This window comes from Halostagnicola sp. A-GB9-2, from assembly GCF_030068615.1.
Lineage (GTDB): Archaea > Halobacteriota > Halobacteria > Halobacteriales > Natrialbaceae > Halostagnicola.
This window is the reverse complement of the sequence record NZ_JASJOC010000003.1, coordinates 16157-39973: the sequence shown is the minus strand read 5'-3', so window position 1 is coordinate 39973 and position 23817 is coordinate 16157. Positions and strand designations below refer to the sequence as shown.

Sequence of the window (23817 nt, the reverse complement as noted above, 5' to 3'; positions counted from 1 at the left end):
TTTTCCACTTCGCAGAAAGCCCACGCCCCGCTCGTTTTTTGCCGCCGGCAGTCGTACTGGCCACCAGATGGCAGGCGAATTCACTCGACCCAGCGACGACCTCCCCGGGGAGCCGACCTCTCCCTGGCTCGCGAGTACGCTCGAGGCCAGTTACGGCCCGCTCGAGTCGAACCGCTCGGTCGACGTCGCCGTCGTCGGCGCGGGAATCGCGGGACTCTCGACGGCGATCGACTTGCGGGATCGCGGGAAGTCGGTCGCCGTCCTCGAGCGCGATCGCGTCGCGGCGGGCATCACCGGGAAATCGACGGCAAAGCTGACGAGCCAGCACGGGCTGATATACGATCACCTTCGCCGCGAGTTCGGCCGCGGTGCCGCGAGACGGTACGCGTCGGTAAACGAGCAGGCGATCGACGAGGTTGAATGGAGGGTCGACGAACTCGACATCGATTGCGGGTTCGAACGACAGCCGTCGTATCTCTACGGCGACGACCCGGACGAAATCGAACGGGAGGCCGACGCGGCGACGATGGCGGGACTCGAGGCGACCGAAGTTCGGTCCGTGCCACCGTTCGAACGAGCTTCGGCGGCGCTCCGGTTCGACGACCAGGCGTGGTTTCACCCCCGGCGGTACCTCCTCGGACTGGCCGAGGAATTGCATGGTAGCGGGAATACTCCCGACGAGGGAGTGGGAAACAACGACGACACGGGCGTCTACGAATACACTCGAGTAACCGACGTCGAACCGGGCAGTCCGTGTCGCCTTCGGACAGAGCGGGGAGCCACCGTCACCGCCTCGAGCGTCGTCCTCGCGACGGGCTATCCGATCCTCGATCGGGCGGGCTACTTCACCAGAATGCACCCGAAACGGTCCTACGTGCTGGGCATTCGAATCCGCGGCGAGCCGCCGTCGGGGATGTACTACCGACCCGGCGATCCGTACCGCTCGGTGCGGACCTATCGGAGGAACGGCGAGGAACCGCTGGTCCTCGTCGGCGGAGAGAACCACAAAACCGGGCAGGGCGGCCCGACCGCAGATCGGTACCGGCGGCTCGAGCGCTGGGCGCGCGAGCGGTTCCGCGTGGAGTCGATCGACTACCGCTGGTCGACTCAAGATTACGTGACTGCGGACCGGGTGCCGTTCGTCGGGCGGGCTGGTTTCGCCAGCGAGAACGTCTATGTTGCGACCGGCTTTCGCGGCTGGGGAATGACGAACGGCGTCGCCGCAGGGCGACTGCTCGCCGCGCTGATCGACGGCGAGCGCCCGCCCGAATCCGACCTGTTCGACCCGCTCCGGTTCACGCCGAAGAGCTCCGCGGCGGACGCGATCACCGAAAACGCTGACGCCGCGAGCCAGTTCGCAACCGACTGGCTCCGGACGCTGTTCTCGCCGAACCTCGAGTCCATCTCGCGGGGCGAGGGTCGAGTCATCCGCGACGGCCCGAAACCGATCGCGGCCGCTCGAGACGGCGACGGCGACCTCCACGCCGTCTCCGCGGTCTGTCCCCACACCTACTGCGTCGTCGACTGGAACGACGCCGAGTGTAGCTGGGACTGTCCGTGTCACGGCTCGCGGTTCGCCCCCGACGGGACGGTGCTCGAGGGGCCGGCGACGGAGGATCTCTCTTCTCGAGACGACGATTCACTGTAGCCGGTTCGATAGGCGGTTACTTCCTGACGGCGAGGCCGGGGTAGTCCGCGATTATCCCGTCGACACCCACCTCGGCGAGTTGGTCGAACTGAGTCCACGTCTCGACGGTCCAGACGTTTACCGCTCGACCTTCCTCGCGGGCGACCTCGAGGAGATCGGTTTCCGCCCCGGCGTCCGAGAACCCGGCGTACTCTGTTCCCGAAAGCGCCGTTCCCGCGATCGCGTTTCGCGGCGGGTGGATCGCCTCGCAGTCGTACCGGCGAGCGATCTCGAGGCCGGCCTCAAGGTCGTCCCAGACCAGCGGGGCGGCGGCGTAGGTCGGTCCGATATCGCGGACGGCCGCAATCGCGCCCTCGCAAAAGGACGAAAAGAGGATCTCGCCGGCGAAGGAGTCACAGTCAGCGACGACCCGTTCGACGAACGGCTTCCAGACCGCCTTTCGCTCCTCACGGTCGCTCTCCGGAAGGGACTCGCCGAATCGAAGCGACTCCGTCCCGGGATTTTTCAATTCGACGTTGACGGCCATCGCGTTCGGGACCGCCTCGAGAAACGCCTCGAGCGTCGGAACCGTTTCGTCGGTTCCGAGGACCCTCGCGTCGCGGATCGTCTCGAGGTCAGTCTCCCAGACGAGCCCCTCGGCATCGGTGAGCGGCCGTCCGTCGCGGGTCCCCTCGAGCCGTTCGTCGTGGATCACTACCGGGGTTCCGCAGGCCGCGGGCTGGACGTCGATCTCGAGCATCGACGCGTCGTTGTGCTCGGCGGCGTTTCGCGCCGCGGCGACGGTGTTCTCCGGGGCGACACCGGCGAATCCTCGGTGGGCGATGACGGCGGGTTCGGCCATTGGCGAAACGAACGCAGGCTGTCGTGTTGTATCTAGTCCTCGTCCGTTGGACCGGGTATCCCTCGTTCATTGCACGGAGACTGAAAATACGCGCAAACGTTGAAACGGCTTCGCGTCGAGACCCCATCCATGACGGATAGGACCCTCGCCGACATCGAATCCGCCCTCGAGCGAGCGACGGACCTCGAGACCGAAGCCGCGGTCGACCTTCTCGAGCGCGCCAACCGGGATCTCGAGGAACTCGCGGACGACCCGGACATCGACCAGGAGCACCACCGAGCGCTCGAGAACCGACTCGAGCAACGGGTACGGGAGCTACGGAATCGAGACGCCTACGACGGCGGCGGGTTCGGAGCCGCGATGAATCCCGAGGAGGATGATGCGCCGTAAGAATCCGTGCGGAACGTGACCCGCCAAGAGGGAGAAAAACCGGTTTGAATCGCGACCGATCTCGGCCATCGGATCGAAACGACGCGTTTGATCGCGGAACGGTCAGCCTCCTTTTACGTTCGGGAGTGGAGCAAGCGTGCGTCATGAAGAAACGGGAACTCACGCGGCGGCGGGTGCTACAGGGGGTAACGACCGGAAGCATCGTCCTGACCGGGACGGCCGTCGGAGACGGATCGGGAGTCGGCGGGCGGAACGGACGCGACACAACGGCCGCGCTCGAGACCGATGCCACGAACCGGCAGACCGACACCTCGAGCCTCGATATCGATATCGTCGAGACGAGCGCGCCGGTGAACGCGGGCGAGCATCTCCGGGTGACCGCCGAGATCGAGAACGTCGGCTCGTCGGACGTTCGAGCCGACGTGGATTTCGTCGTCGGCCACGCCGAAGAGCGGCTGGGACGGCGAACGATGACGATCGAGGCCGGCGAGACCGAATCGGTCAATCAGGGGTTCGACACGTATCCAGTCCGGAGCGACGACGAATTCCCGGTTCGAATCGAAATCAACGGGGTCGGAGCCGAACGAACCGTGGCGGTGCACGCGGCGTCGGAGCTCTCGAGCGCGATGCCGAATAGCGAACTCACTGTCCAGCCGGGAACAACGGTGCTGTTCGAGGTCGAGCCCGTCGATCCGGACGAAAGCCACGAGGTGAACTGGTGGATCGACGGCGAGTCCACCGGAGCCTGGATGGGGCCGTGGACGGGCGCGTACTTCGCCGAAGTCGGGCGGTATTTCCACATGCACACGTTCGATTCCACGGGAACGCACGAGGTCGCTGCGTCGGTGGCTCGACGCGGAGAGAGCGGGTTCGGCGGCGGGAACGAAACCTACGCTGCGTACTGGGAGATCGACGTCTCGAGCGGCGGCAAGGGATCGCCGTCGATCGAACGTCGACAACCCGCCGAGGAAATCCTCGAGTTCGCGCCGGACGACGACCTTGAGTTCGAACTCGAAGTGTCTCTGTCGGGGTCGGATCGATCCCTCGATCGCGTCGTCTGGTGGCTGACCCAGGCCGATTCCATCATCGACGTGACCGACCTCTCCGGGACGCTCGATACGGCAACGCTTCCGACCACTGGGAGCGCACTTTGTCACACCTGCCGGGTCAGTCCCTGGATCGTCTGTGCGGATGGCACCACTCGAGAACTAGACGGAGCGTGGATCGTCAATCGAGTCGAGGACGATGGTGCTGACGACGGAACGCTCGAGGTGCGGATCCTCGAGACGAACTCGCCCGTCGAGGCGGGCGGGGTGCTCGAGGCGATTATCGAACTCGAGAACGCCGGCGAGTCGACCGCCTCGGACGAACTCGAGTTTATCGTCGGCCACGATCCGGAGCGGGTCGACACCCAGGCGGTCACCGTTTCGGGCGGCGATACCGGCACCGCCACGCTCGCGTTCGAGACGTATCCGACCAGCCAGGACGAGCAGTTTCCGGTTCGTGTCGTCGGCGCGGACGACGCAGACGAAACGATGGTCGAAGTGATCGCCTGAGCAGCGGCGGGGACAGGGAGACGCTCGACGATCGGATCAACCGGGAGCTAGTAACCGAGTCCGAAGACTCGGTTCGCCGCGAGGGCAAGAAAGGAGACGAAAAACAGGGCCGCCAGGGTCCAGAACGCGACGCCCCAGCCGAACAGGTCGGCGGTGAGGCCGACGCCGAACGATCCGCTCGCACCGAGGACGGTGTATACCGTTCGGACGAGACCGAACCCGGTTCCGCGCTCTTCGGCTGGAAGCGCGTCCATGAACCGTGGATCGATCGCCGCGAAGAAACTCGAGCCGACGCCTGCCAGGGCGACGCCGACGGCCATCGGAAGCAGTCCCGAGCCGAGTACGACCAGCGGTATTCCGACCGCTCCGGCGAGCATCGAACTCCCGATCGCGACGTCCCGTCCGTAGACATCCGAAACACGACCGAGGACGATCTGGCCGCACGCCCGGATGACGAAAAAGACGGAAAAGGCGACGCCGGCCGCCGTCGGCGTGTAGCCGTGAAACGCGACGAGGAACGCGGGGAAAAACGACAACAGTCCCTGAACGACGTACGTTCCGGCCATCGCGATGAGGAGGGGAAACGCGATCGTCGGCCGCGAGACCAGCTCGAGCAGCGAGCGTAACTCGAGGCTATCCCGCAACGGTTCGTCCGGTCGTCGCGGTTCGGTCGGACGGATCCGCCAGACGAACAACACGAAGATCGGGATCCCGACGATCGCGGTCAGCGCGACGGCGGGACGCCATCCGTATCGGACGCCGACCCAGGCCGCCGCGACCGGCGCGACCAGGCCCGCGAGTGGCCCCCCGATCGAATGAAATCCGACGGCGGTCCCGATATCGTCGAACGTCCGAGAGAGCAGCGTCGTCGCGACCGCGTAGTGAAGCCCCGCGACGCCGCCGAGGACGACCGCGGCCGCGACGAACGCACCGTACAGCGGCGACAGCGCGAGCGCGAGGCTCATCACCGTCGTTCCGCCGACGGCGACGAGAACGATCGGCTTTTCGCCGTACCGATCGGCGAGGACGCCGCTTGGAAACTGCGCGAGACCGTACGCGAGCCACATTCCAGTCAGCGCGAACCCGATCAACGTGTTCGTAATTCCGAAGTCCTCGGTGATCAACGGGACGACGGGGCTGATCGCGAGCCGCGCGAAGTAGGTGACGAAAAACGCCAGCATGCACAGGACGAGAACCGTATACCGATACTGCCAGTTCATAGGGGAGAGACTACCTGAGTGACTCGAGCGCGAGCGTATGAGAGTGGTGTTTTCGATGCTCCGCGGTTCGACAGTGAATGCGAGAGTGGCTCTCTCGCCGAGTCGAAAGAAGATCTGTAGAGTCCCCTTCCCAGCCCCGTCGACCCCCGGGTGTGATCTACAATCCTCCGCTTTCGTTCGCCCGGAACCGTGCTGGGACGACCGTCTTCTCGGCGAGAAGTACGATCACAAGTCCGACGAGACCGCCGACTATGACCGCATCGAAGAAAAAGAGGACTCCACCGAGCGCGAGTTCGACTCCGAAAACGAGGACGAAACACAGGAAGATAGCACCAGATACCGGATATTTGAGCGCTTCGCGTCGTTCGGCCGGAATGCGATCGCGAACGAACCACGCGAGCGGCCCGAAGAGCGAAAAGGACGCGATGGCGTACCCGCCGGCCCAGAGCCACACGCTCGAGCCATGGTTCAGCAGATTGGCGACGCTCTGGAGACCGAAGTAGGCCAAACAGCCGACGAGGAAAACGCGGCGAGTGCGGGCCGACACGGAGAGTACCATACGAACAAGTCTTTCCGTCGTCCCAAAATATGCGTCGGGTCACCGAATTCGAACGCCGGTCCGACCGTGATTCCGGCGAGTTCGGCCGACCTCCCACCCTTTTATTCGAGTGCCTCCCCGAGAGGCAGGTATGCGAATCGCGCTACTCGGCGGAACTGGCGATATCGGCGAAGGGCTTGCCTTGCGTTTTGCACACGACACCGATCACGAGATCCTGATCGGCTCTCGAGACCCGGAAAAGGCTCGAGACTCGGTCGAAGAGTACGAGAAACTCCTCGAGGGTCGTGACGTGGAGGCCTCGATAAAGGGATTCACGAACGAAATGGCGACCGATCGAGCGGACGTCGTCATCCTGTCGGTGCCGCCGTACTACGCCGGTGACACCGTCGAGACCGTCGCGTCAAAACTCGACAAGGACACGATCCTCGTCACCCCGGCGGTCGGGATGAAAGGCGACGAGGACGGAATGCACTACCATCCGCCGTCGGCCGGGAGCGTCACCGAACTCGTCGCGAGTCGGGCACCCGACGAAACCCCGGTCGTCGGCGCGTTCCACAACCTCGCGGCGGGCGAACTCTCGAATCTCGATCACGACCTCGATCTCGATACGCTTGTCGTTGGCGAGGGGAACGCCAAGCAGACGGTTACGTCGCTGGCGAGCGAAATCGATGGACTCCGCGTTCTCGACGCCGGGCCGCTCGCAAACGCGGCTGAAGTCGAAAGCATCACGCCGCTGGTTATCAACATCGCCCGCCACAACGAGGAGTTACACGACGTCGGCGTCAAATTTAAGTAACCGTCTCGACAGCCCCAGCGTGTTACGGTAGCGTCGCGGCGAAAATGCCGGCAGGTTCATGCTTCTATTCCTGAGATAATAGTACAGCAAATCGGAGCGATACTTCGGATTACTCCGACGGAGTGCCTTTTCGCTGATCGATGTCGGGGAAATAGTACATCCCAGAAGGCGCCTGTGTACGGGATCAGCGTGTCTCGATCGCTCTCGTCTACCGCGAGCGGGGACGGGAAACGACACTCGAGTGAAAGCAGATACCGGGAGCTCATCGGGCAGAGAGTTCGTGAAAACGGCGAGTTGGGCTTCGTTACGCGCCGGCGGACTCGAGGGCGTCCTCGATATCCTCGCGCTGTGTAACACCGACGAACCGCTCGACGATTTCGTCTTCGTTTTCAATGACGAGTGTCGGGAGCGAACGTACCTGATACTCGTTTGCGACGTCTTGCTGTTCGTCGACGTTTACTTTCTCGACTTCGAATCGGCCCTCCCAGTCTTCCTCGAGATCGTCGAGGATCGGGTCCTGAGTCTTGCATGGGCCACACCAGTCTGCGTGGAAGTCTTTAAGTGTGACAGTCATACCGTTCATTGGCTCTTCCCGCGCGGCGCGCATAAGAGTTTCCCACCAGTGTGGCTTTGCCGTGATCGCCGACGCCGCTCGAGTACGAACGCGTCTGGCCGGTCGAAAGATTTAGTGCCTGGCGGACCAATGTAGACGTATGGATAAAGGACAGAACACAGGCGGACTGATGTCCAGTGCCGGACTTGTCCGGTACTTCGACGCCGAAGACTCGAACGCGATTCGCATCGACCCCAAAACCGTCATCGCGACCGGTGTCATGCTGGGCGTGCTCATCCAGCTGCTCGCGTTCGTCTCATAACGCTGCACTCGTTTTCGTCTTCGATCTCAACCGAGAGACAGCGACGCGTTCCGACGGTTCAGTTCACGTACCGCGGAGTATCGGACAACTCGAACCAGCCACGGTGCGTGACGCGGGATTTTTGTCGGCGGTTCACCTAAGTCGGCCATGTCAGTGGTTGCAGGCGTCATCGCCGTTCAGGGCGACGTCTCCGAACACGCAGACGCGATCAAACGGGCGGGCGACGCCAAGGGCGAGTCGGTCGAAGTTCGTGAAATCCGCGAGTCGGGAATCGTCCCCGACTGCGACCTGCTCGCGATGCCTGGCGGCGAGTCCACGACCATCTCGAGGCTCGTCCACTCGGAGGGAATCGCCGACGAGATTCGCGGGCACGTCGAGGCCGGAAAGCCGCTGTTCGCGACCTGTGCCGGACTGATCGTCGCCTCGAGCGATGCGGGCGACGAGCGCGTGGAGACGCTGGATCTCATCGACGTGACCGTCGAGCGAAACGCCTTCGGACGGCAAAAAGACAGCTTCGAAGCGCCACTCGAGGTGACGGGGCTCGCCGACGACGAGCCGTTTCCCGCGGTGTTCATCCGCGCCCCGGTCATCGACGACGTCGGCAATGCCGAGGTGCTGGCGTCGTGGGACGAAAACCCGGTCGCGGTGCGCGACGGGCCGGTCGTCGGCACCTCCTTTCATCCCGAGTTGACGCCCGACGGTCGCGTTCACGAGTTGGCGTTCTTCGAGAACGATGGCGCAGATGTGCCGACGCTCGAGTGAGGCGGGTGGGCGGCGAGACGGCGGTCGTATCCGGTTCGACTCCAACGGGAAACTCCATTGCAGGCGTACAGACTTTTCCCCTTCGCCTTCATGAGTCGAACTATGAATGCGTCCATCGACGCGGTCCGCGTTGCGGGAACCCAACAGGGACCGGTTCCGGTCCTGATTCTCTCCATCGACGGCGAGGACGATATCGTCCCGATATTCATCGGGTTCAACGAGGCGACGAGCATCGCTCGAGGCCTCGAGGCCGAAGATATCGGTCGGCCATTGACCCACGACCTCCTGCTCGACGTGATGGAGGAACTCGGCGGACGGGTCGACCGAGTCGTCGTCAACGAAATCGAAGAACGTGCGGACGGGCAGGGTGGAACCTACATCGCGGACATCCACGTCGATACGCCCCGCGGAGAGACCGTAATCGACGCCCGTCCGAGCGATTCGCTCGCTTTGGCGGCCCGAACCAACGTCCCCATCGAGGTTACGGAGGCCGTCTTCGAGGACGGCCGAGACGACAGCGAGAAGTTCGCCGAACTTGAAGACATCCGTGACGTTCCCGGTGAATTATAAATGGACGAGACACTCGAGGAGTTGTTCGCCGTTATCGAAGACCGCAAGGAAACGCTACCCGAAGATTCCTACACCGCCTCGCTGTTCACACACGAGAAGGGGGAAAACGCCGTCCTGGAGAAACTCGGCGAGGAGTCGACGGAACTGATTCTGGCCGCCAAAGACGACGACCACGACGAGATTGCATACGAAGCCGCCGATATCGTCTATCACCTGCTGGTGTTGCTCTCGATGAAGGATATGAGCCTCGAGGAACTCGAGGAGGAACTCGAGGCGCGGCGATAGGGGCGAACACCTGCAGAGCGCAGGTTCGAAGTGCGATCGAAGCGATCTGATCCCGCAAATGCCCTCTGATTCGGCGACAACGGATCAGCTCCATCTCTGATCGGTCCAAAGATGATCGACGACCAATAGTATCCTGTATCATGACTGTAATAAATTCAGTGTTTTTGTACCGTTATGTTATAGGAATCACCACAAAACTCATCCCAGATGGCTCAGAGGAACTGTTATGGGATTGTTTGGAGACAACCGGGGCGCGGCCGAGACGACGGCGCAGCTCCCCATTCCGGAATATGAGCATTTTCCTACGGAGACCTATAGCGTCGCGTGTGCCGTAGCGATCTCTCGAGACGACCTGAACGCACTGCGAGCGCTCCTCGAGAACGAAACTGCGACTGCAACTGCGATCGAACAGTCGACGTTCCTTTCTCGAGTGCTGAACGACGAGTTACAGATCCAGCAAACGGAAGCGGATTTCGCGGCGTTCATGCACGAGCTAGTCGAGACGTGGGAGAGCCAGATGGGTAACGAACCGGCGGCCGTGTGGTGGCCGCTCGATTCCGACTGGCGGGCGAAACTGTATCTACAGTACTGTACGGCGAGAGCTGAACACGAGAGCGATGAGTTTGAATTCTCGGGAAACATCGAGCGGGTTCGGACGTTGATCTCCCGTTGTGAAGCGGTCGCGGAGGACGATGCGAAACGGGGAATCGTCCACAAAGACCACATCCCCGGAGAGAAACCCGAGGAGAGGGACTGAAAGCGGGCGATCAGTGACGGACCAACGGGCGCGGAGGCGCGGACTGCTCGAGTGCGAGCCGTCGTTCGTTTCCGCTATCACTCGACGCAAGTATCGTTACTGGTCATCTTCTTCGTCCTCGTCGATATCCGCCAGCGCATCAGCGGCACCGTTCAGGAACGCTTGATTTTCCTCGACGTTGTCCGCAGCGTCGTTCAGCGCGTCGACCGCTTCCTCGGCCGCGTCGCCGAACTCGTCGTCGATCTCTTCGGCTTCTTCCCGAGCCTCGTCGGGAGTACTAACCTCTGCGGCGATGTCCTGACCGAGGAGTTCCTCCGACTGGGCGTTGATTTCGGCGACGACCTGGGCGAAGATGTCATCTTGGAGTCTATCGACTTCGTCCGCAAGTCGGTCCGCTTCGTCTTGGGCATCGTCAGCGGTTTCGGCCGCTACTTCGTCGACTCCCTCGATATCGTCGACGTTCTCGAGTTCAGCGTTGATGGCCTCGACGTTCTCGTTCGTATCGGCGAGTGGACCGTTGTTGACCTCCTCGACCGTCTCGTCGACACCGTTAACCGAGTCGTCGATCGGATCCGCTTCGGGCGCTCCGGTATCGGCGTCGTCATCGTCTTCGGCTGGTTCGTCCTCCTCTTCATCATCTTGGCTGGTATCGTCGACACATCCACTCAGTCCGATCACGGCAACCGGGCCGGATAGTTTGACGAATGTTCGACGTGAAATATAACTATTGTTCATCGACAACTATCAGCATGCCTTTACCGGTATTTACTATAGAGACATTATATGCCATGAATATCCGAAACGGTTCGGACGCCGCTCGAGCGGTCGCAGTTTGAACCGAGAAAGCGAGCGGGAAAGCGCATTGAGCGGACAGGCGACAGGTGCGGTACCGGATGGATATACGTCAGCTGTAACTATGTGAAGATTCTCGCACCCCCGAGCGACGAGAATTTTGAACGACGTACAGCCGACAGTATACCTCGAGATATCGAGTGCCGTGGTCGTCCGGCACCGACGCCGACGAACGATTCTCGCAGACGGGCCTGCTGGGTCGACTATTCGATGCGTTACTCACCACTTGATCGGGCTCTGCCCACGCCGGAGTCAAGAGCAAGTACCGCGACAGCCGAAGCAGGAGGATGGAAACACTGGCCGAGCAATGAGTCCGCGAACGACGGGTCTTCGGGGAGTGGGTCCGAGAGAAAGACGTGAACGGCAGACAGGTCTCTCGACACGTCACACGTCGCAGGGGGCACTCGAGACGCACTCCCGCTACGGAATCAAGATCGAAACGGCGGCAGGGTTCATTGCAGACCTCGAGAAACCGAATAGCGTTTTTCGTCACTTCGACTGGGACGTTACTTCGTATGGGAACTATCGCATCCAATTACCGGAGACGGATAGGTATAAAAAATCCATTCTGATTGGAAGGAGCGATTCGTGCTGTCGGGCTCAGCACTCTACGGATTCATCGGTCTCGTCAGGGTCCTCGTCGGCCTCGTCGCTGTCATCTTCGTCAGCGTCGTCATCAGTTTCGTCGCTGTCGTCGTCGACTTGGTCAACGAGTTCCTGGATTTCCTCGACACTGTCTGCGGCGTCGTTCAGTGCGTCAACCGCTTCTTGAGCGGCAGCGCCGTACTCATCCTCGATGTCTTTAGCTTCTTCACGCGCTTCTTCGGGCGTATCGACATCGTCGGCGATATCTTCGCCGAGGAGTTCCTGTGACTGGGTGTTGATTTCGGCGACGACCTGCGTGAAGATGTCGTCTTGGACGTCGTCAGCGGTACCATCTTCGATCTCGTCGATCGTTTCGACGTCGTCGACGTTCTCGAGTTCCTCGTTGATGTCTTCGACGATCGCGTTGATCTCGTCAACCTCGTCGCCATCGTCGGCCTGATTGCTTGCCCCTACGATCGAACCGACGCCGGCGAACGCAGCCGACGTAATCATAAGGATAGCAAACAGCAGTGCAAGTACCTGGGATTGTTTTATTCGTGACATTTGATCACTTGTCTTCGGTGGCGATCTGCCAACTTCGAAGACGAGAAATTCATTGTGAGATTATAGTATTAAACGGAGATATTGTTCAAAGTTCACATACAGTACAATAGTCCTCCAGTTGTGAGTTCAACAACAGTTAGAATAATCATTATATTAGTTTCTGGAATGGAAGGATACTCATGTTTTTGTGCCAGCACGTTTCGGGCCTAAGCCCCGCGGACGAGATTAGTGAATCACACTCGTCTCGAGTTTGTGAATACGGAACCCTCCGCGATCACAGTCGGTGATGCTGTACTGGTTAGTGAATCTCGATCGGCGAGTTTGAGTCTGACATCAAGTCCGTTCCGCGTAAGACTCCGACCCTCGAGGCGGCGAAACCGAGAGATGTCGAGAGGGTAGTCTAACCGGCGACAGTTTCTGAAATTCGAATTCGAACGCCCTGCCAGCCGAGCTAGTTACTGGACGGAGTGATCTCACCGGGTTGGGTACGATTCCGTTCAAGAACGAAGAGAGTACATCGAGACGCGCCGCCCAACTCACGAGCCGATCGATACAGTACACGATCACTGCTTACAAAACGGTGTGAGTCCTATCGCTGGGCTTTTGAGCCCGTTCAGCTGACCAGTCTCACGAACTCTCCCACTGCTTTCCGACAGTACCGCTCCGACCGGCGTCCAGAACGGGTTTTACTCGGATCTGCTCGAAGCAAAACCTGCGAGTACACCACCGATCGATCCAAATACGAGCGGATACGCCAGTCCGGCGAGCGCAGTCGCAAAGAGCGGTTCGGGACGCATCGCACCGTCTCCCAGGTCGATACTGAAAACGAACAGTCCGATGACGACGAGCGGAAAATAGCCGAGGACGACCATCCCTCCGGCGAGTGCGGCGTCGGTCGACACCTCGAGATCCGAAACGGTGTACGACGCGACCGCTCCGCCGGCGAGGAGCAAGACGAGCACCGGGACGAGATACAGGAAGAGGGAGCTTCCACCATCCGCGAGGACGAAGTTGTGACTCCGTTCGAGCGCTTGGAAGACGCTGTACTGTGGCACCTCGGCGGCGACGTTGTGTGCGTTGTAGAACAACAGGCCGACCATTTCGAACTCGATGGACTCTTCGGCCGCTAACTCGAGTAATTCGGCTTGCTCGTCCGCCCGAATGTCGCCGATCACACCAGCGTAGGTAACGAGATAACCCAGTATCCACGCCGCTGCGCCTGCTAACGCGCCCACGACGATCGACGTTCGTAAATGATCAGTAACGACCATTATCAATGAATGTTGACGGCAATATAAACACATTGTTAAATAGTGTCACACACATTCAGAGTTTATTTATTGTTCGGTAGATCGTATTTTTCAGTCACACGTGTGTTCGTCACGACTTGCATTCGCCCGTGCCAGCTTGATACCCAATCCCCGCGTCGAGTGTGCACGATGGCACTCGAGCAACTCGAGCATGCGGACGAGCATATGCAGGAGTGTATCGACAACTGCCTCGAAGCCGCCCAGGTCTGTGAATGGTGTGCGGACGCCTGTGCGGGCGAGGGAGAGGAGATGGCACGCTGTATCCGACTCTGCCGAGACGTGGCGGATCTGACGACGCTTCACGCGCGGTTTATGGCTCGCAATTCGGGCTATCACCGCGATCTGGCGTCGATCTGTGCCGATGTCTGTGAAGCGTGCGCCGAAGAGTGCGAACAGCATGATCACGATCACTGCCAAGCCTGTGCAGAGATCCTTCCAAAGTGTGTTGAGAGCTGTCGAGAGATGGCCGAGGGCTGAAATCCGACGGATGAGCAAAAAACGATTCAGGCGTTGAGCAGTCCACCGAGTGCACCAGCCAGCGCGCTCTCGAGAGCCATGATCATCGCGAGCAAGGCCGCGAAGACGAAGACGCCGACGCCGAGCAAGCCGCCGATCGGGCCCAACGTGAGTCCGGTGAGCGCTACGATGATCCCAACGAACAGGCCGGCGAGTATGCCGCCGAGCGCCCCTGCGAGCAGGCCGTGCCAGCCACCGCGGAGGAGGCCGCCGCCCGCGATGAAGCCGGCGACGAACCCGCCGATGAGGCCGGCGGCGAGTTGCCCGATTCCGGGGATCGCGAGTCCGACGATCGAGACGACGATCGTGAGTCCGAATCCGATGATGACGGCACGCCAGTTAGTCATAGGGAACGTACGCTCCGGAAGAAAATAAGGACGCGGCCGGATTCTCGAGGTTTCGGTACCCAGGAAAGTGAACGCCAAGGCGACGAACGAACAACGAACGCCCTTTTAGTGTCGAGGCTCTATTGGAGACTATGATTTTCGAAGACCTTCCGACCACGCCAACGTCGGAAGAGCTGATCGACAAGGCGTTCTCCCGGGCGGCCCGCTCGGGCAACGCCAAAAGCGGCCTCGAGGCCCAGCAGTCGATGCTCCAGACGGCGGCGAACATTATGTCCGACAATCTGGAAAACGTCGTGACCGCGTGGCCGGATTTCGAGTACGATGTCAACCCGTTTTACTACGAACTCGCCGACGCGATCCTCGACGTTTCCATCTCTCACTCGGACGGAGACGCCGGACCGACGAACGGCGTCGACGCCCTTCGTCAGAGCCTCTCGCAGGTCGGATGGGCTGGCCGAAAGACCCGAGAGATTCACGAGGAATACCAGTCCCGACTCAGAAAGACTGACATCGACACCGCTCGCAAGCACCGCCAACAGGCGTTCGCCCGACTCGCCGACATCGTCGAACAGGTCGACGAACACCTCCGGCTGATCAACGACGCGCGAAACGCGCTTCGGGATCTTCCCGAGATCAACGCCGACGAACCGACAATCGTCGTCGCTGGCTACCCGAACGTGGGCAAATCCTCGTTCGTCAACGACATCACCAACGCCCGCGGCGAGACGGACTCGTATCCCTTCACGACGACTGGGATCGGACTCGGACACTTCGAACGAGACCACATCCGCTACCAGATCGTCGACACGCCGGGGCTTCTTGATCGTCCTCCACAGGAGCGAAACGAGATCGAATCACAGGCCGTCAGCGCCCTTGAGCACCTCGGGGACTGCGTCCTCGTCTTCCTCGATCCAAGCGGCGAGTGTGGCTACCCACTCGAGTCCCAACTCGAGTTGCGCGAAGCCATCGAGGATCAGTTCGACGAGGTTCCGGTGCTGACGATCGGGAACAAGTCGGACCTGTCGCGGGACGTCGAGGCCGACTACCACATGAGCGTCGAAACCGGTGAGAACGTCGAGACGGTCATCGAGGCCGCGATCGAGGCGATCGATTACGAGCCGGAGTTGCCGTTCGACGGCTGAGGACGTTTCGAACCGATCAGCCCGCGTTTCCGCGACCAATCACTGTTCTCCCGCAGACGCAGATTCGTACTCGACCGGTTCGACGCGAACGTCGATGGCCTCGCCGGTCCGTTCTTCGATCGTTTCGGCGACATCGGCGGCGAACGCCGCGGTGTCCGCATCACCCTCCTCGCTCACCTCGACCGTCACGCTCCGCGGACCGGTGTAGGGCGACATATCGGCGTATTGGGTCTGAACTGACACTGCAGTGAGGTCCTCGTAGCCCGGATCCTCGAGCGTCTCTTCGACCGACGTGGCGACCTCTCGATCGACGCCGACCTGCTGGACAGTCGCGAACCCGACCGAGAGCGTGAGTGCGATGACGATGATCGCGAGCACGCTAGTCGCGATCAGGGATCGATCGAGTTCGCCGCCCGGCGAAGTGCGTCCTCTCGAAGCGTATCCCAGGAGGAGTAACACGGCGAAGACGGCGAGGTTGATTACGACCAACGTGGCGAGCAACAGGACCGCCGTCCCGATGGCGAGTTCGGGCTCGATCCAGGCGATCGAGATTCCCGTCGCGGCGGCCGTCGGAATCAACGCCGCGGCGATCATCACGCCGATGATCGAAGTCGGCCCTTTCGTGGTCAGGCCGATGCCCGCCGACGTTCCCGCCGCGACGGCGACGACCAGCGACAGCATGTTCGGCGCAAGTCGGACGCCGAACAGATCGAGCGCCGGGAGGTCGATCGTCGTCGGAACGAACCCGCCGAATCGAAATCCCGCCGCCAGCGCCGCCGCGGCGATGATCGCGAGCCCGAGTCCGTACAGTTGCATCCAGAAGCTATCCGCGATCATCTTTCGATCGCCGGTCACGGTTCCGACGCTCGCGGTCAGCGCCGGGCCGATAATCGGTGCGATCACCATCGATCCGACGACGATCGCGGGCGAACTGATCAGCAATCCCGCCGTCGCGATCAGCGCGCTCAAGATCATCAATGCCGCGTACGATGCGGTGTCCCTGCTCAGGTCGCGAGCCTTCGTCCGGAGCTCGACGGCCGTCATCGGCTTGTAGTCCCCGGCGTACTCTCTCTCGAGCGTCTCCGACGTTTCGGTCATCGCCGTTTCGCCGCTGGCGACCACGGTGTAGTCCGTAACATCGACCTCGACCGCCTCGAGCACGTCGAGCACGTCGCCGACCGCGTTGCTCGGCACCGGAATTTCGAACATGACGAGGTCGTCGTCGACGATCGGAACGACGGTGAACGTGAACTGCTCGTCCTTGAGCGCCGCTCGGGCGGCGTCTCGGCGTTCTTCCGGAACGGTGACGTGAACGAGGCGCACGCAAAACACCCCGGCGCGTGGAACAAAAAGAGGACGGCCTGTGTACGCCGATATTCGGTCGTTCAGTCGGGAAACAGAATATTGGACACTCCCGAGCCGCTGTTTACATCGTCCGAGAGCAAACTCAACGCTCGGCGACTTCGACGTATCGGATTTCGACACCGACGGGTTCGTCCACGTGCTGATTGATCCGTTCGTGGAGTTCGTCCACTAACTCCGGAGCCGTCTCACCCGGCGGACCGCCGATCGTTACGATCACTCGTTCAGGGCTCAAGAACGGGTAGTTGTCGTCCATCACCACCTCGAGTTCGAGCATCTGGTAGGCTTCGTACTCCTCCTGATCGAGGAGGAGTTCGACTTCTTCTCGAGTGTTCTCCTCGAAAGTCCCGGCGGAGTAGGAGGCGTACGTGATCCCGCCGAGGAAGACGCCGAACAGGAGGACGATGATGACCAACCCCGCCACTCGACGCCTGACCCGCTGTTGTGTCGGGCCGAGTTCGAACAGGTTCTCCGGACGATAACCGGCGTACCAGAGCGTCACCAGTCCTGCGAGGTTAACCGAGAGGACGTTGACGAACACGAGCACCGTTGATCCGATCGCAGCTGACGGCTGGCCCCACGCGATGGCGATCCCCGCCGCCGCGGCCGGCGGGATCAACGCCGCGGCGATCATCACGCCGACGAGCGCGACCGAGATACCCGTCGAGATCGAGACGATCCCGGCGACACCGGCACCGAGAGCAACCGCCAGCGAAAGCAGGTCCGGCGCGAGCCGCTCGGAAATTTCGTCGACAGCAGAGATGTCGAGCCCCGGCGGGACGATGTTCGTCACACGAACCGTCCAGGCAAACACCGCGGCCGCCCCGATAGCCAGAAGCACGCCGACGAGTTGATACTTGATACTCTTGAGGAAGAGGTCCTCCTCGTCGAGAACGGAGCCAACACCGGCACCGAGCGCCGGTCCGATCAACGGTGCGATCACCATCGATCCGACGACGACGGCGGGAGAGTCGAGTAACAATCCCGCCGTCGCCACGACTGCACTCACGATCGTCATCGTCGCGTAAACGCCGAACGTGGGCGTCAGCGACTCCGCTTCGGCCTGAAGCTCCTGTCTCGAGATCCGATCCGATTCGACGTCCCCGTTTTCGTACTTCTCTCGTAAGGACTCGAACCGGCGAGAGATGACCGTCTCCGCGTCAACGACGACCGTATAGGCTTCGTCGTCGAACCCCTGATCCTGTAACGAATCGAGAACCGGTTCGACCGCCGCCGAGGGGAGCGGAAAGTAGACGACCGCCGTGTAATCGCGGTCGCTCGTCTCCTCGTTGACGACGTAATCGATCCCCTGATCATCGAGCGTCTCGAGGATAGTTTGTCGTTGGCCTGTCGGAACCGTCAACTGTACGAGCCGCACACCCGTATCTCGTCCCCCGGTGTGATAATTCCAGTGTTCGAAAATGACAGACGGGGAGACGAAGAGTCGGTCGGTCACTGATACTGCCGGCTGTAACTATGTGAAGATTTTCGCACCACCGGGCGACGAAAATCTTGAACGACTTACAGCCGGCAGTATGAAAACCGGTAGTTGCCCGTTCGGTCGAACCGCCGTCGCGGCCCTTATTACTCGCCGCCCTCGTACGTCAGGTATGTTCGAAAACCGTCCGAACTGCGACGGCGAAGTCGCACTCGTCGGGCGCTCTAACGTCGGGAAGTCCACGCTCATGCGGGAGTTGACCGGCCACTCCTTCGATACCGGCGGCAAACCCGGTGTCACCCGCTCGCCGAATCACTACGACTGGACGGCCGAGAGTTTCGTCCTGACGGATCTCCCCGGATTCGGATTCATGAGCGGCGTCGAAGAAGACCACCGCGAGCAGATCAAGACCGATATCGTGCACTATCTCGAGGAGTACGCCGACAACATCCTCGTCGCGATACTGGTCGTCGACGGGAAGAGCGTCGTCGACATTATCGACCGCCACACTGGGCCGGATTCGATCCCCTACGACGTCGAAATGTATCACTTCCTGCAGGATCTGGGGGTGCCGACCGTCGTCGCCGTCAACAAGATGGACAAGGTCGACGACCGCGACGAGCGTCTTAACGAACTCGCCGACCGGCTCGGTCTCTACCCACCGTGGAAACAGTGGCAGGACACGATCGCGCCGATCAGCGCCAAGCGCGAACAGCTCGATCCGATGCTCGAGGCCGTCCGAACGCACCTCCACGAGCAGGAGCGAGACGACCTGTTCAAGTTTTTCTAGAACCAAAGGTTTGCTCTGCGGGCGCGGCTGCGCCGCGCCCGCGGCAAAATCTCGAGGGAGCACAAAGCGCTCTCTCGGACCGGGCGATTCCTTCGGTATCGCTTGCAGCCGGACGCCAGCGCCGCCCGACGACCTCGCGGAATCTTCGATTCCGCTTAGCGTTGATGAAAAGCACCGGAAGACGTTCCGGCTCACGACGCTCGCGGTGAGTGCCAAGTATGGGCCTGCCCTCCCCCGTTGAGCGAACGCATCGCGTTCGCGAGGTCGTCGGTACGAAGTCGTTCGAAACGGCGTCGCCGTTTCGTGATGCCACAAACCTTTGATTTGTGAGCACGCCGACTGCTCGAGGGACCAGCGGCCTCACTGCTCGGAAGAGCTTGCTCTTCCGCAGGGTTGCACGGCTCTCGTCGTACTCGAGCCGTGCGCCCGGCCATCGAGCCGTGGGCTGTGAGAATTGTCGAAGGTCGCTCGAGTCCGGCCCTCCAGAGCCTGAAAGGGTTTTACCGATCGGATAGAGCCACAGCCGCCGAATTAACTATTGAATAGTAATAGTATCGAAAAGGAGTGTCTCTCGTATGACGGTTAGGGGGAGCTATCGAAGCGAACACAGCGACTGGGGAGACCGGCGAACGATCACAGAACGGTGCCGAACGTCGGCCAGAAATGGGACCGGCGATTCCTCGAGTGTGGACCGTGGCACGATTACGTGTGGGAGTGGGTTCGCTCAAGGGGAGCACCGATGACGGGCGTCAGTCGTCGAGGCTTCTGTCGGATCGGGTCGGTCGGATCGCTCGCGCTCGCCGGGGCAAGCCTCGAGATCGGGTCGATCGTCGGCTCCGCTGTCGCCGAGGGAGAGGATACCGAAGACGACCACAACGGCCGCGTGGTCTTCATCTACGACGATAGCTGGCGCGAGGACTGGACCGATACGTTTCCCGTCCATCAGGACGAGGGCGTCCCCGCCTGCTGTGCGGCGGTGACCGACTACGTCGATACCGGCTGGGGACTCCTCCCGGAGCACCTCCGCGAGATGGAAGCCGAAGGCTGGGAAATCATGTCCCACACCGCGAGCCACGGCGCCGTCGGGAACCTCTATCTCAGGGAAGCGGCCGAACCCGGCGACGAGAAGGTCTATCTCAATGGGGACTTCCTCGAGAACCGCGAGGACGCCGAAATCGTCATCAGCGACGGCGATCGGACGGTCGAAAACGTCATCGCCGGCGGGGGGAGCGACGACACGGGCACGTACATCGACCTCGAGGAACCGGTCGGCGACTCGTTCGAGCCCGAAAACTCGTTCGCACGCTTTTCCGACGAGATTGTCCATGAAGAGGTGGTCGGCTCGAAGGAAGAACTCGAGGAGATGGGGTTCGAGATCGACCACTTCGTCTCGCCGTTCGGTCGGAGCGAAGGGCTCGTCGACGAACTCGTGCAGGAACACTACGCCGGGTTCGCAAACCGGGGCGGTGATGGTCTGAATCCGGTCAACGGGCTCGATCCGCACGAACTGGGTCGGACGAGCATCGACGGGAACGTCCAGGGCCGAGAAGAAATCGAGGAGTTCTACGACGAAGTCGTCGCGGGAGAGTACCTCGGCATCGTCGTCGGCCACAGCCAGTTCGACGAGACGACGCCCGAACGCGTCCGCTTTGCGATCCAGGAGGCGAAGGCGCGGGACCTCGAAATTGTAACGCTTCGGGAAGCGTTGACCGATCTCGGTCACGGACGGGCGAACGGGAGCGGAGCGGGGGGCAAGAACGAATCCGCCGACGAGAGCGAGGGGGGAAGCGAAACGGGCGGCGACGGGACGGAAGCTGACGATTCGGCATCGGACGACTCGCCGTCGAACGAATCCGCAACCGCCGGCGAGCGCGCCACCTCGGCCGTTCAAGACAACCGAACCTCAATTCTGGCGGGAACCGGCATCCTCGCGGCGGTCGGAGCCGCGGGGGCCGCGGCCTATCGACGACTCGATCGGTAGCACGGTCTCGAGCGGTAGCACGGTCTCGACAAAGCAGGCTCGCGGACAGTACACCCTCGAACGAAGCGAACCGAGCGAGCACACGTTCGCGAGACAGGGGCGATCTCTCGAGTCGCTACACCACTCGGTTGGAGAACGCCTCGCCGCCGTCCAGTCGGTCGACGTTTTCGCGGACGATTTCTCCGACGTCGAGGACGTAGTCCCGAGTGAACGCCGCACAGTGTGGCGAAACGATAACGTCATCCAGTTCCCAGAGCGGTGACTCCTCGGGCAGTGGCTCGGTTTCGAACACGTCCAGCGCCGCGCCCGCGATTTCGTCGGCCTCGAGGGCGTCGACCAGCGCGGGTTCGTCGACGACCGCGCCGCGGGCGACGTTGACGAGGTAGGCGTCCTCGCGCATGGCGACGAACGCGTCGGTGCTGAAAAGATGGTGCGTTTCGTCGGTCAGCGGAACGGTCACGATCACGAAATTCGTCTCGGAAATCGCCTCGAGCAGGTCGTCGGTCGCGTACATATCGTCGAACGCTGGGAGCGGCTCCGCCGATCGGCGAACGCCGGTCACGCGGACTCCGAGCGATCCCAGCACGTCGGCGACTCCGGTTCCGAGGGTTCCGGTTCCGACGACGCAGGCGCTGGTTCCCGAAAGCGTGAAGGCTTCGTCCCACTCCGGACGGTCCCAGCGGCGATCCCGTTTGTTCGCGGCGTAGTCGTGAATCCGACGGGCGAACGCGAGCAGGTATCCCGCGACCGTTTCGCCGACGGACCGACCGTGAATTCCAGTGCTGTTGGTCAAGATCACGCCCTCGGCCTCGAGCATCTCGAACGGAAAGCGATCCACGCCGGCCTGAATCGAGTGGATCCACTCGCACTCGAGCATGGCGTCGTGGTACTCGAGCGTGACGACGGCATCGTAGTCGGCGATTTCGTCGTCACCGATGGTCGCGACCTCGAGCGGAAGGTCCTCGAGATGCTCGACGAGTACGCGGGCGGGAAAAACGGCACTGACCGATTCGTGGACGCCGAGTCGGTCGAGATCGAATTGCATGGCCAGAGCTACAGACGGCTCCGTGTTCAAGGTTTCTGCGATCGAGGGCGACTCGGGAGTGACACGAGTTACACGCAGGAACGACTCTCGAGTTCGGAAACGACGGCGGCTCGGGAAAATTCCTCGTCACAAGGGGCTCGGAGGGGGTAACTCTTCGTCACGGCCGCCGCCCGAACGTTCGGGCCCGGAAGGTTTCGGTCTGTCGCTTTCCGTGCGTTCGACGAGCGCCGAGTCGTGTCACGCTGCGGAGACGGCCGGACCGATCCGAACGTCGAGCGACTTACGGCCGACAGTATCAGCCGAACTCGGTCGCCTCAGTTCGTCCGATCCCAGTCCGTAACTTCGTAGAGTGCGTTCGTCACCGTTCCGTGTTCGGAAGCGTGGGGTCGACCGGGTGCGTCGTCGTAGCCGTAGTCGAAGATCCGGTTCCGATTGAGCGTGAGTTTCGTAAATTCCGGCTGGAAGAGATCGAACAACTCGAACCGTTCCTCGAGCTCGGGGAACCGTGCCTGGTAGCCCAAAATTGCGTCTCGAGCGTGGGTCCAGAACTGTTCCTCGGGATACTCTTCGTTCTCTTCGAGAACGTCCGCGACGTATCGAAGAACGCAGACGAACAGCCCGCAGAAGATGAACTGACAGAGCCCCTCCGGCGGTTCCTTCCGGAGGACGTCGTGCAACTCGTCGGGGAGCGACTCCAGCTCGGGAAGGGGTTGGTCGCTCACGTTTACGTCGTCGGCGAAGTCCTTGACCGCCAGTCGAGAGGGAACGCCGTCCTCGACGACGAGGATAGTGTTCTGGCCATGTGGCGAGAAGACGGTGCCGTAGCGGTAGAGAACGTGCAGGAGCGGCGGCAAAACGGTGCCGAAGAACTCGTCGAGCCACTCGTCGAGAGTGAGCGCCGACCGATCGACCAGTCGCGAGAGATAGGGTTCGCCCTCGCCGTCGACGTGCATCAGCGACGAGAGCGTGATCGCCCGCTCGTCGTCCTCGAGGAACGTGTAGATGGATTCGCGCCACACCGCACCCAGCAATTCGTGGTACTGGTACGGCGAGCCGTCGATGTCTGCGAAATCCGCGTGGTCGTAGTTGATGCCCGCGATCTCGCCCGGAAGGATCAGTCCTTGGTCCCGAAGGAAGTCGTCCTCCTCGTAGACGCTCCGGAGATATTCGGTGACCGTCGGCGCGAGTTCCGTTCGGTCGCCGGGGAGGCCGCGCCAGACGAGCGTGTTGAGTATCCGCATCGGGACCTTCACGTGGTGTTTCTCCTTGTCGTCGATGTTGACGAACGTTCGCACCGACTGCTGCGGGAGGTATTCGTCCGGCCCCTCGCCGAGGGGCACGATGTCGTCGGCCGCGATGTGGTCGGGAAACAGCGGGACGATGCTGTTCTCCCACTGCCAGTCGTGGACCGGAAGGAAGTAATAGGCGTCAGGGTCGAGCCCCTTCGAGACGAGCCGCCGCGGTCGAAGACGAGCGTCTCGAGTCCGTACCGTGCAGCGAACACCGCGGCTGCGAGTCCGGACGCGCCGCCGCCGACGACGGCGACGTCGTACGTGTCCCGAGACGGGTTTCGATCGCTGGGTCGAGAATCATCCATAGTGAGATACGCTTGGGAGGTATCGGTTC

General features: G+C 61.6%; 24 protein-coding genes and 2 pseudogenes. 13 read left to right on the top strand and 13 right to left on the bottom strand.

All coding sequences use genetic code 11. The features are described 5' to 3' along the window. Window positions 1-67 precede the first annotated feature (67 nt). Window positions 68-1648: an FAD-dependent oxidoreductase gene (locus QNM96_RS08635; RefSeq protein WP_283835722.1), complete on the top strand. Its 1581-nt coding sequence runs from the start codon at window positions 68-70 to the stop codon at window positions 1646-1648. A gap of 16 nt (window positions 1649-1664) precedes the next feature. On the opposite strand, the gene QNM96_RS08630 is transcribed toward QNM96_RS08635, so the two are convergent. After that, on the bottom strand, window positions 1665-2489 hold the full coding sequence (locus tag QNM96_RS08630; protein WP_283835721.1) for a glycerophosphodiester phosphodiesterase: 825 nt from the start codon (window positions 2487-2489) through the stop codon (window positions 1665-1667). Between the two features lie 129 nt (window positions 2490-2618). Here QNM96_RS08630 and QNM96_RS08625 point away from each other — a divergent pair, with 129 nt between their 5' ends. Both QNM96_RS08625 and QNM96_RS08620 read left to right on the top strand, forming a co-directional pair. Then, a complete protein-coding gene (locus QNM96_RS08625) occupies window positions 2619-2879 on the top strand; it encodes a hypothetical protein (RefSeq protein ID WP_283835720.1) in 261 nt (86 codons plus the stop codon). Between the two features lie 143 nt (window positions 2880-3022). Beyond that, entirely contained in the window at window positions 3023-4435 is a 1413-nt protein-coding gene (locus tag QNM96_RS08620; protein ID WP_283835719.1) for a hypothetical protein, read from the top strand. Between the two features lie 47 nt (window positions 4436-4482). Here QNM96_RS08620 and QNM96_RS08615 read toward each other — a convergent pair whose 3' ends face one another. Both QNM96_RS08615 and QNM96_RS08610 read right to left on the bottom strand, forming a co-directional pair. After that, complete coding sequence (locus tag QNM96_RS08615; RefSeq protein WP_283835717.1) at window positions 4483-5655, bottom strand: MFS transporter; 1173 nt, start codon at window positions 5653-5655, stop codon at window positions 4483-4485. A gap of 157 nt (window positions 5656-5812) precedes the next feature. Beyond that, window positions 5813-6214: a hypothetical protein gene (locus QNM96_RS08610; RefSeq protein ID WP_283835716.1), complete on the bottom strand. Its 402-nt coding sequence runs from the start codon at window positions 6212-6214 to the stop codon at window positions 5813-5815. 130 nt (window positions 6215-6344) lie between these two features. Here QNM96_RS08610 and npdG point away from each other — a divergent pair, with 130 nt between their 5' ends. Next, entirely contained in the window at window positions 6345-7010 is a 666-nt protein-coding gene (npdG, locus tag QNM96_RS08605; RefSeq protein WP_283835715.1) for an NADPH-dependent F420 reductase, read from the top strand. A gap of 304 nt (window positions 7011-7314) precedes the next feature. Here npdG and QNM96_RS08600 read toward each other — a convergent pair whose 3' ends face one another. Beyond that, a complete protein-coding gene (locus QNM96_RS08600; RefSeq protein ID WP_283835713.1) occupies window positions 7315-7584 on the bottom strand; it encodes a thioredoxin domain-containing protein in 270 nt (89 codons plus the stop codon). A 139-nt stretch (window positions 7585-7723) separates the two neighbouring features. On the opposite strand from QNM96_RS08600, the gene QNM96_RS08595 reads away from it, so the two are divergent. From QNM96_RS08595 to QNM96_RS08575, 5 genes are all read left to right on the top strand, one after another. Next, the gene (locus QNM96_RS08595) at window positions 7724-7885 is read left to right on the top strand and encodes a preprotein translocase subunit Sec61beta (RefSeq protein ID WP_283835711.1); all 162 of its coding nucleotides are present in this window, start codon (window positions 7724-7726) and stop codon (window positions 7883-7885) included. Between the two features lie 147 nt (window positions 7886-8032). After that, complete coding sequence (gene pdxT, locus QNM96_RS08590) at window positions 8033-8647, top strand: pyridoxal 5'-phosphate synthase glutaminase subunit PdxT (RefSeq protein ID WP_283835709.1); 615 nt, start codon at window positions 8033-8035, stop codon at window positions 8645-8647. A gap of 102 nt (window positions 8648-8749) precedes the next feature. Further along, window positions 8750-9217 (top strand): bifunctional nuclease family protein, encoded by a 468-nt coding sequence (locus tag QNM96_RS08585; protein ID WP_283835708.1) that lies wholly within the window; start codon window positions 8750-8752, stop codon window positions 9215-9217. Further along, entirely contained in the window at window positions 9218-9502 is a 285-nt protein-coding gene (gene hisE / locus QNM96_RS08580) for a phosphoribosyl-ATP diphosphatase (RefSeq protein ID WP_283835707.1), read from the top strand. Between the two features lie 226 nt (window positions 9503-9728). Next, window positions 9729-10259, top strand: a complete 531-nt coding sequence (locus tag QNM96_RS08575; protein ID WP_283835706.1) for a hypothetical protein — start codon at window positions 9729-9731, stop codon at window positions 10257-10259. Window positions 10260-10355: 96 nt separating this feature from the next. Here the strand turns inward: QNM96_RS08575 and QNM96_RS08570 are convergent, their stop codons facing one another. The 3 genes from QNM96_RS08570 to QNM96_RS08560 all read right to left on the bottom strand — a co-directional run bounded on the left by QNM96_RS08570 (window position 10356) and on the right by QNM96_RS08560 (window position 13531). Beyond that, the gene (locus tag QNM96_RS08570) at window positions 10356-10937 is read right to left on the bottom strand and encodes a hypothetical protein (RefSeq protein ID WP_283835705.1); all 582 of its coding nucleotides are present in this window, start codon (window positions 10935-10937) and stop codon (window positions 10356-10358) included. A 774-nt stretch (window positions 10938-11711) separates the two neighbouring features. Beyond that, window positions 11712-12260, bottom strand: coding sequence for a hypothetical protein (locus tag QNM96_RS08565; protein WP_283835704.1), 549 nt, complete (start codon window positions 12258-12260; stop codon window positions 11712-11714). Between the two features lie 686 nt (window positions 12261-12946). After that, a complete protein-coding gene (locus tag QNM96_RS08560) occupies window positions 12947-13531 on the bottom strand; it encodes a hypothetical protein (protein WP_283835703.1) in 585 nt (194 codons plus the stop codon). 168 nt (window positions 13532-13699) lie between these two features. Between QNM96_RS08560 and QNM96_RS08555 the strand changes: the two genes are divergently transcribed. Further along, on the top strand, window positions 13700-14047 hold the full coding sequence (locus QNM96_RS08555; protein ID WP_283835702.1) for a four-helix bundle copper-binding protein: 348 nt from the start codon (window positions 13700-13702) through the stop codon (window positions 14045-14047). 26 nt (window positions 14048-14073) lie between these two features. Here the strand turns inward: QNM96_RS08555 and QNM96_RS08550 are convergent, their stop codons facing one another. After that, a complete protein-coding gene (locus QNM96_RS08550) occupies window positions 14074-14433 on the bottom strand; it encodes a DUF5518 domain-containing protein (protein WP_283835701.1) in 360 nt (119 codons plus the stop codon). Window positions 14434-14564: 131 nt separating this feature from the next. On the opposite strand from QNM96_RS08550, the gene QNM96_RS08545 reads away from it, so the two are divergent. Next, the gene (locus QNM96_RS08545) at window positions 14565-15575 is read left to right on the top strand and encodes a GTPase (RefSeq protein WP_283835700.1); all 1011 of its coding nucleotides are present in this window, start codon (window positions 14565-14567) and stop codon (window positions 15573-15575) included. A gap of 39 nt (window positions 15576-15614) precedes the next feature. On the opposite strand, the gene QNM96_RS08540 is transcribed toward QNM96_RS08545, so the two are convergent. Both QNM96_RS08540 and QNM96_RS08535 read right to left on the bottom strand, forming a co-directional pair. Then, window positions 15615-16898, bottom strand: a complete 1284-nt coding sequence (locus QNM96_RS08540) for a DUF389 domain-containing protein (protein WP_283835699.1) — start codon at window positions 16896-16898, stop codon at window positions 15615-15617. Window positions 16899-17022: 124 nt separating this feature from the next. Beyond that, the gene (locus QNM96_RS08535) at window positions 17023-18315 is read right to left on the bottom strand and encodes a TIGR00341 family protein (RefSeq protein WP_283835698.1); all 1293 of its coding nucleotides are present in this window, start codon (window positions 18313-18315) and stop codon (window positions 17023-17025) included. Window positions 18316-18547: 232 nt separating this feature from the next. Between QNM96_RS08535 and engB the strand changes: the two genes are divergently transcribed. Next, entirely contained in the window at window positions 18548-19165 is a 618-nt protein-coding gene (engB, locus tag QNM96_RS08530) for a GTP-binding protein EngB (protein WP_283835697.1), read from the top strand. Window positions 19166-19904: 739 nt separating this feature from the next. Further along, on the top strand, window positions 19905-21146 hold the full coding sequence (locus tag QNM96_RS08525) for a polysaccharide deacetylase family protein (protein WP_283835696.1): 1242 nt from the start codon (window positions 19905-19907) through the stop codon (window positions 21144-21146). A 115-nt stretch (window positions 21147-21261) separates the two neighbouring features. On the opposite strand, the gene ddh is transcribed toward QNM96_RS08525, so the two are convergent. From ddh to QNM96_RS08510, 3 genes and pseudogenes are all read right to left on the bottom strand, one after another. Continuing rightward, a complete protein-coding gene (gene ddh, locus QNM96_RS08520) occupies window positions 21262-22191 on the bottom strand; it encodes a D-2-hydroxyacid dehydrogenase (RefSeq protein ID WP_283835694.1) in 930 nt (309 codons plus the stop codon). A 314-nt stretch (window positions 22192-22505) separates the two neighbouring features. Beyond that, a pseudogene (locus QNM96_RS08515) lies at window positions 22506-23648 on the bottom strand (IucA/IucC family protein); the annotation flags it as partial. Continuing rightward, window positions 23621-23788: pseudogene (locus QNM96_RS08510) on the bottom strand (FAD-dependent oxidoreductase); the annotation flags it as partial. The pseudogenes QNM96_RS08515 and QNM96_RS08510, both read right to left, overlap by 28 nt. Window positions 23789-23817 lie beyond the last annotated feature (29 nt).

Bases quoted from the DNA above. Each gene is read 5' to 3' on its own strand.
- QNM96_RS08525 (WP_283835696.1), top strand. From the start codon at position 19,905: ATGACGGGCGTCAGTCGTCGAGGCTTCTGTCGGATCGGGTCGGTCGGA.
- QNM96_RS08595 (WP_283835711.1), top strand. From the start codon at position 7,724: ATGGATAAAGGACAGAACACAGGCGGACTGATGTCCAGTGCCGGACTT.
- QNM96_RS08600 (WP_283835713.1), bottom strand. From the start codon at position 7,584: ATGACTGTCACACTTAAAGACTTCCACGCAGACTGGTGTGGCCCATGC.
- QNM96_RS08575 (WP_283835706.1), top strand. From the start codon at position 9,729: ATGGGATTGTTTGGAGACAACCGGGGCGCGGCCGAGACGACGGCGCAG.
- QNM96_RS08555 (WP_283835702.1), top strand. From the start codon at position 13,700: ATGGCACTCGAGCAACTCGAGCATGCGGACGAGCATATGCAGGAGTGT.
- QNM96_RS08585 (WP_283835708.1), top strand. From the start codon at position 8,750: ATGAATGCGTCCATCGACGCGGTCCGCGTTGCGGGAACCCAACAGGGA.
- QNM96_RS08550 (WP_283835701.1), bottom strand. From the start codon at position 14,433: ATGACTAACTGGCGTGCCGTCATCATCGGATTCGGACTCACGATCGTC.
- npdG (WP_283835715.1), top strand. From the start codon at position 6,345: ATGCGAATCGCGCTACTCGGCGGAACTGGCGATATCGGCGAAGGGCTT.
- QNM96_RS08620 (WP_283835719.1), top strand. From the start codon at position 3,023: ATGAAGAAACGGGAACTCACGCGGCGGCGGGTGCTACAGGGGGTAACG.
- QNM96_RS08635 (WP_283835722.1), top strand. From the start codon at position 68: ATGGCAGGCGAATTCACTCGACCCAGCGACGACCTCCCCGGGGAGCCG.
- ddh (WP_283835694.1), bottom strand. From the start codon at position 22,191: ATGCAATTCGATCTCGACCGACTCGGCGTCCACGAATCGGTCAGTGCC.
- engB (WP_283835697.1), top strand. From the start codon at position 18,548: ATGTTCGAAAACCGTCCGAACTGCGACGGCGAAGTCGCACTCGTCGGG.
- hisE (WP_283835707.1), top strand. From the start codon at position 9,218: ATGGACGAGACACTCGAGGAGTTGTTCGCCGTTATCGAAGACCGCAAG.
- QNM96_RS08625 (WP_283835720.1), top strand. From the start codon at position 2,619: ATGACGGATAGGACCCTCGCCGACATCGAATCCGCCCTCGAGCGAGCG.
- QNM96_RS08545 (WP_283835700.1), top strand. From the start codon at position 14,565: ATGATTTTCGAAGACCTTCCGACCACGCCAACGTCGGAAGAGCTGATC.
- QNM96_RS08565 (WP_283835704.1), bottom strand. From the start codon at position 12,260: ATGTCACGAATAAAACAATCCCAGGTACTTGCACTGCTGTTTGCTATC.
- QNM96_RS08630 (WP_283835721.1), bottom strand. From the start codon at position 2,489: ATGGCCGAACCCGCCGTCATCGCCCACCGAGGATTCGCCGGTGTCGCC.
- QNM96_RS08615 (WP_283835717.1), bottom strand. From the start codon at position 5,655: ATGAACTGGCAGTATCGGTATACGGTTCTCGTCCTGTGCATGCTGGCG.
- QNM96_RS08560 (WP_283835703.1), bottom strand. From the start codon at position 13,531: ATGGTCGTTACTGATCATTTACGAACGTCGATCGTCGTGGGCGCGTTA.
- pdxT (WP_283835709.1), top strand. From the start codon at position 8,033: ATGTCAGTGGTTGCAGGCGTCATCGCCGTTCAGGGCGACGTCTCCGAA.
- QNM96_RS08610 (WP_283835716.1), bottom strand. From the start codon at position 6,214: ATGGTACTCTCCGTGTCGGCCCGCACTCGCCGCGTTTTCCTCGTCGGC.